Source organism: Leisingera sp. ABM4_101 (genome assembly GCF_056158725.1).
Map to the genome: position 1 here is coordinate 127,223 of NZ_JBSWTV010000004.1, position 6,773 is coordinate 133,995.

The following is a 6,773-nucleotide window of genomic DNA, read 5'->3' on the forward strand; positions in this document are numbered from 1 at the left end:
TAGGGCAAGCGGCAGCGAAACACACGGGATTCTCTGCGGGCGGCCGCGTGCAGCCTGCGCTTGCATCCGGCCCGCCTGCGCGGCAAGCATGGGCCCATGAAAATTTTATTTGTGCATCAGAACATGCCCGGCCAGTACCGGGAGCTTGCGCCCTGGCTGGCGGCCCAGGGCGGCCATGAGATTGTTTTCCTGACCCAGCGCAATGACGTGCAGCTGAAGGGGATCAAAACCGTCACCTACAAGCCTTTCCGCACCCCCGCCCAGGACGCCTTCGGCCTCTCCAAGGACTGGGAGGCGGCCACCGGCACCGGCCTCGGCGCGGCGCTGGCGGCGCGGCAGCTGCGGGAGGCGGGCTTTATCCCCGACATCATCATCGGCCACACCGGCTGGGGCGAATTGCTGTTCATCAAGGACCCCTACCCGGATGTGCCGGTGATCGGCTTTTTCGAGTATTTCTACCGCACCTCCGGCGGGCTGGTCGGGTTCGACCCGGACAACCCGCCCAACGACCAGGCCTATTTCTTTGCCGAGGCGCGCAATGCGGTGCCTTACGCCAGCATCGAACAGGTGGACCTGGGCCATGTGCCCACCGCCTGGCAGCGCGACCGCTTCCCCAAGAGCTTCCACGACCGGATGTATCTCTGCCATGACGGCATCCGCACCGACACGCTGGGGCCGGATCCAGACGCCTCGATCGGGCTGGGACGGCTGGAGCGCCCGCTCAGCCGCGACGACGAGGTGGTGACCTATATTGCCCGCAACATGGAGCGCGCCCGCGGCTTTCACATCATGATGCGCGCCCTGCCCCGGATCCAGGCGCAGCGCCCCAATGCGCGCATCCTGATGATCGGCGGCAACGAGACCTCCTATGGCGCCGAGAGCAAGCACCCCGGCGGCCTGCGCGGCGAGATGGAGGAGGAACTGGGCAGCAGCGTCGACTGGAGCCGGGTGCATTTCCTGGGCAAGGTGCCTTACGCCGATCTCTGCCGGATCATCCAGATCAGCCGCTGCCACATCTATCTGACCATGCCCTTTGTCCTCAGCTGGTCGCTGTTGGAATCGATGGCGATGCAGGCCACCGTGGTGGCCGCCGATGTGGCGCCGGTGCGCGAGGCCATCACCCATGGCGAGACTGGCCTGCTGGTCGATTTCTTCAGCCCTGAGAAACTGGCCGATCAGGTCGCGGATGTGCTGGCCAACCCTGGCGATTACGCCCATATCGGCCCGGCGGCCCGCGCCCATGTGGTGGAGAAATACGATTTCCTGACCCGCTGCCTGCCGGAGCATATTGCGCAGATCAATGCCCTCGTGCCGGAGGCACGGAGAATTAAAGTCTAGCCGGAGGCACGGAGTATTGTGAGCTGGGCCGGAGGCACGGCGGCAAAACCTGCAGCCGGAAGCACGGCGGGCAAAGATCCCGCCGCGAACGCGAAGCCAGGCTCTCACCCGGCGCTGCAGGCCCCAGCGCCCAAGGCTTTTCTGAAAAGCCTTGGCAAAAGTTTTCCAAAAACTTTTGCGCGGCCTGCCGGGCCGTGCCGTCTTTGGCCACCGGCCGGATGCGGCGGGCCCCGGCCCCGCCCGCATCCGGCAAGCGGCGTCCCGGCCGGTGCGGCCGGGCGCGCCCTCCTAAAAGCTCCCCCGGGCCGTCAGTGGCGGCGCAGCCCCGGCCCGGGCCCGGTCTCAGGCGGCGGCAGCTGCTCGGAGGCCCAGAGTGCGGCCTGGGTGCGGTTCTTGGCGCCGATCTTGCGGAAGCAGGTGCGCAGATGCACTTTCACCGTGGCCTCGCAGATGCCCAGCTCATTGGCGATGCTCTTGTTGGTGGCACCTTCGGTCAGCTTGGCCAGGATCAGCTGCTCGCGGTCCGACAGGCCGTGGCTGCCGGATCCGTTGCGGCGCCGCTCCACCTGCGGCTGCACCGTCCGGTCTGCCGCCGCCATCTCTCCTGCCGCCGTCTCCGGCAGCACGATACGGTAGCCGTCCTGCACCACCTGCAGCGCCGCAATCAGCGCATCGGCGGATTTGCGCTCCGGGATCACCGCCTCGGCATACTGGCTGAGCCGCGCTTGGGTGGCGGCCGGGCAGTGATCGCCGGTGACCAGGATCAGATGCGCGCCGCCCTTGCGCGCGCGGAAGGCGCGCAGCGCCGCCTCCAGGCTGTCGCCCGCCTCATGGCTGTAGAACAGCACCATGTCCTGGGCGGGCAAGGGCGGCAAATCCGCCAGGCTGCCGCAGCAGCGCCCGGTTTCGTAATCATGCGCTTCACAGATGGTCAGAAACATGTCCCTGAGAAGCCTGCTTTCCCCCACAATGTGCACAGGCATCCAAAACTCCTTTACTCATAACCCGCGCCGGTTTCAGAAACCGGCCCGTCCCCCAGGAGCGCGCGGCCAAGGCGGCCTGCCCCCGCAGGCGGCCCTGGCTGCAATGCGCTGCCGCTCCCTGAAACACACGTTGCCCGCCTGCTGCCATCCCGGCCCCGGCCGCGCCCCGGCGCCGCCGTTTCCCGATCGTGATAAATACAGAACACGCCCGGAAAAAAACCTCCCAGCCCGGGCTGCGCAAACGGGCGTCCAAACACTTCTGATGCGCATTGCTGTGGATAAACCGTAGCGAATCTATCCTTTTTTGTTAAGAAGCTTGGCCTCCTGGCGCAGGGCTTTTTGCCCGCTGGTCCCGGAACACAGCCCGGGCTTCTGCCTTATCCTTTTGTTTTTTATTGCAATCCCGCGCCTGACCTGGCCATCCCGGCAGTGTTTCAAAAGGGGAAACGCAGCGTTTCCAATTGGGAATTCACAATTTAGGGAAATTGTACTTATCCACAAAACAACCACAGGTTACTCGAATCGGCCCCGGCGGCCAGGCTGCGCTACCCCCATGGTGGTATTGCCCCCCGCCGCTCCGGTGCCGCGGCCCGCGCGCCCCGGCCTTTGGCGTACCCCTTCTGCCCGGTTTGCCCTGCCCCCTGCTGTGCTACCTTCAAGGCATTCATTATGTCATGCCGGGGGGCAACATGGTTATGTTGAGTGCGTCCGTTGCGCAAACGGGCAAGGTATTGTTTTCTAAGTCTCTGCAAAGGCAAATCTCTTCTCTGACACGGCTGGCCCTGGTGCAGCCGGGGCACCGCCGCGCCCCGGTGCTGACCAGTTCCGGCGCATTTGGCGGGCCCTGCCCGGACACCGCCGCGGCGCTGCTGCGGCGCCAGCTGCAGCCCGGCGCCGCCAGCGAGCTGCGCCCGCGCCGCCCCGGGGGGAAGGCGGCGCAGGCGCTGGCCGCGGCGCTGCCGCCGCAGCAGGCGGCGGATCTGGCCGCAGAGCTGGCGGCAGGCCGCGGCTGGGCGCTGTTTTCCTGCCGCTTCGAGGACGGCAGCGAGGACCTGATCGCGCTCAAACTCGAAGGCGGCCCGCATGACGCCCATTGCCGCGACATCCTGCAGGCGATCTGGCCGGTGCTGCGCGAGGACAGCCTGCGCGAGCTGGCGGGCGAGACCCAGGCGGCGGTGACCAGCGCGCTGTTGTGGACCATTTCCAAGAAGACCGACAGCGCGGTGCTGGTGCTGGACGGCGACGGCACGCTGCTGCATTGCAATAAATCGGGGCGCGACATGCTGGATGGCGGCGGCCTGCTGAGCGACAGCTCCGGCCGCCTCAGCTGCGCCAGCGCCGGCGAGACCGCGGGGTTTTACGCGGCGGTGGCCGAATGCGCCCGCGCCCGCCGCGGCCGCTCCGGCGGCTCCGGCCAGCCCCCGCGCGAGCTGATCCTGTTCCTGGAGGACCGGCGCAGCGGCATGCGGCTGCCGGTGTCCTTGACCCGCTACCGCTGCGCCGGCGCCGACATGCCGCTGGTGGTGGCGATCCTGCCGCGCCAGCCCGACCGCACCCGCATTGAAATGCTGGCCCAGAAAATGGGCCTGTCGCCGTCGGAGGCGCGGGTGGCGGCGCTCATTCAGCTGGGGCTGTCCAACCGCGAGGCGGCGCATATCGCGGGCCTCAAGGAGCAGACTTTCAACACCTACGCCAAGCGGGTGCTGGCCAAGCTGCAGTCGGCAGGCCGCGCCGAGATGGCGCAGCGGCTGACCTGGCAGGCCTCGCTGGGGAGAGCGTCATGAACAAGCTGACGCTGGAGACGCCGGTGCAGGGCCCGCCCGCCCCGGCCGGCAGCCCGCAGGCGCCGGCGGCGCAGGCCGGAACATCACGGGCAGCAACCGCCCAGGCTCAAACCGCCCAGCCTCAAGCCTCACAGGCTCAAACAGCCCGGTCTCAAGCCTCACAGGCTCAAACAGCACAGGCTCAAACCTCACAGGCCCCGGCCCAGCCGCAGCAGCCGCCGCGGCTCAGCGCTGCGGTGCTGGCGCAGATCGCCGCCGCCCTGCGCCAGGGCGAGGCGCCGCTGGCCGCCCAGGCCGACCTGGTGGCGCTGCACAAGCGCATCGCCGGGATGTTCACCACCCTGAACGACGGGCTCGGCGCCCAGGCCATGCAAAAGGCCGCCGCCGACCGCGCCGCGCTCAGCGCCCGCATCGACCAGCTGGAGGCGGCGGTGAACCGGATGGAGGGGGCGCTCAGGATCGAATTTGAACCGGTCCTGAAGGCGGCGCTGGCAGAGGCGCTGGCAGCGGCGGCGGTGCCGCCGCCGCGCCGCCGCGGGCTGCGCGCGGCGCTGGCGCTGGCCGCCCTGGCCGCCGCCCTGGCGGCCGGCGCCTGGTGGCACGGCCCGCTGCTGGAGGCCGCCGCCAGCCTGGGCCTGCGGCTGGGAGAAAGCGTCTAATACGCTGATTTTGTCCCCATTTGGGGGCATCGCAGCCCCGGTCTTTGCGCTGCAATACACCAGAAGGCAACACGACGCCTTTGCGCGCCAGGCCTGCCGCGGACATGGCAGGCCGCGCCGGCGGGGGCACGACCCAGGCAGCACCAGCTGTCCCGCCCCACACAGTTAATGAGGAGGACGTTTACCATGGGTATTAAGGACCAAAACCCCGACTGGGAGGTCTGTGATCCGACATGCGATATCCGCTACAGCGATAACAAGTTCGATCCGGATTATAACGACGGCACCACCGAATGGGGCGGCACTGACGGCAATGTGATCGACCTGAACGACCATGATGCCGGCGACAATGCCTCGGCCGGGGCCGGCGATGACGCGGTCTACGGCAACGAGCGCAACAACCGCATCGATGGCGAAGAAGGCCAGGACTACATCGAAGGCCAGAACGGCCATGACTATATCGAAGGCGGCTCCGGCAACGACTATCTGTTCGGCGGCAATGCCGATGGCGTCGGCAACCCGGCCGATCCGCGCGACGACGGCGACGACTGGATCGACGGCGAAGGCGGCTGCGACTACATCGACGGCGAGACCGGCGATGACACGCTCTTGGGCGGCAAGCATCAGGACACCGTGTTCGGCGGCTCCGGCGACGACCACATCTTCGGCGATGATGCCGACGGCGACTACAGCTACGCAGACGGCGACCGCGGCGACTACCTCTATGGCGAGCTCGGCAACGACTGCATGGACGGCGAAGGCGGCGACGACTGGATGTGGGGCGACATGGGCCAGTCCGGCGAAACCAAATACGACGGCCATGACACCATGTACGGCCGCGACGGCGACGACCGCATGAACGGCCAGGGCGGCAATGACCGCATGGCAGGCGGCCTCGGCGACGACCTGGTGATCGGCGGCTCCGGCGATGACGAGATGTTCGGCGACGAACGCCAGTCGCAGAATGACGATCTTGATTTCGGCGCCGACAACGGCACCGGCAACAAGACCGAGCAGGTCGACGGCGACGACTGCATGCTGGGCGGTGACGGCAACGACACCATGGACGGCCAGGGCGGCGACGACAAGATGTTCGGCGAGGCCGACGACGACCTGATGCAGGGCGGCCGCGGCAACGACCTGATGGACGGCGGCGCGGGCCGCGACGACGTCAACGGCGGCGCCGGCTATGACACCATGCGCGGCGGCTCCAACAACGACGTGCTGGAAGGCGGCGCCCAGGGCGACCTGATCTTCGGCGACCACGGCCGTGTCGGTGAATATGAGATCGACTGGAGCTGCTGCGACGACGAGGAGCCCAACGGCGAGACCCAGGCCCATGCCATGGAGAACGGCCTGAAGCCGGTCGACTGCCCGGACTGCTATGAGACCTACGACGGCGGCGAGGACGGCAATGACCGCATCCGCGGCGGCTCCGGCAATGACACCATGTTCGGCGAAGGCGGCAATGACGTGATCATCGGCGGCCGCGGCAACGATTATGGCTTCGGCGGCACCGGCGACGACCGGCTCTACGGCCGCAAGGGCAATGACACGCTGCACGGCGATGACGGCGACGACTGCGTGCATGGCAATGACGGCGACGACGTGCTGTTCGGCGACCGCGGCAACGACACCATGAAGGGCGGTGAAGGCAACGACACCATGTTCGGCAACGCCGATAACGACAAGATGTTCGGCGGCAAGGGCGACGACTACATGGAAGGCAATGCCGGCAACGACTTCATGGACGGCGGCGAAGGCAATGACATCGTCAAGGGCGGCAGCGGCCAGGACAAGCTCAAGGGCAATGACGGCGACGACTTCCTCGACGGGGAAAGCGGCGACGACAAGCTCAAGGGCGGCGAAGGCGATGACGTGCTCGAAGGCGGCGTCGGCGAAGACACGCTCTATGGCGAGAACGGCAGCGACTGCCTCTATGGCGAGGACGGCAACGACCGGCTCTATGGCGGCAACGGCCGGGACTTCCTGGACGGCGGCGCCGGCGA

5 protein-coding genes are annotated in these 6,773 nt (G+C 67.5%); 4 read left to right on the forward strand and 1 reads right to left on the reverse strand.

The window, feature by feature from the left end; translation table 11 throughout:
* The first annotated feature begins 96 nt into the window (after positions 1 to 96).
* A complete protein-coding gene (locus ACXAEK_RS23100) occupies positions 97 to 1,338 on the forward strand; it encodes a glycosyltransferase family 4 protein (RefSeq protein WP_475045696.1) in 1,242 nt (413 codons plus the stop codon).
* A 308-nt stretch (positions 1,339 to 1,646) separates the two neighbouring features.
* Here the strand turns inward: ACXAEK_RS23100 and ACXAEK_RS23105 are convergent, their stop codons facing one another.
* Positions 1,647 to 2,321: a helix-turn-helix transcriptional regulator gene (locus tag ACXAEK_RS23105; protein WP_475045697.1), complete on the reverse strand. Its 675-nt coding sequence runs from the start codon at positions 2,319 to 2,321 to the stop codon at positions 1,647 to 1,649.
* Between the two features lie 731 nt (positions 2,322 to 3,052).
* On the opposite strand from ACXAEK_RS23105, the gene ACXAEK_RS23110 reads away from it, so the two are divergent.
* The 3 genes from ACXAEK_RS23110 to ACXAEK_RS23120 form a co-directional block, all read left to right on the forward strand.
* Positions 3,053 to 4,105 (forward strand): helix-turn-helix transcriptional regulator, encoded by a 1,053-nt coding sequence (locus ACXAEK_RS23110; RefSeq protein ID WP_475045698.1) that lies wholly within the window; start codon positions 3,053 to 3,055, stop codon positions 4,103 to 4,105.
* The gene (locus tag ACXAEK_RS23115) at positions 4,102 to 4,764 is read left to right on the forward strand and encodes a hypothetical protein (RefSeq protein ID WP_475045700.1); all 663 of its coding nucleotides are present in this window, start codon (positions 4,102 to 4,104) and stop codon (positions 4,762 to 4,764) included. Before ACXAEK_RS23110 ends, ACXAEK_RS23115 begins: the two co-directional genes overlap by 4 nt.
* Before the next feature lie 186 nt (positions 4,765 to 4,950).
* Positions 4,951 to 6,773 (forward strand): calcium-binding protein (locus ACXAEK_RS23120; protein ID WP_475045701.1); only part of this gene is annotated, 1,823 nt, incomplete at its 3' end.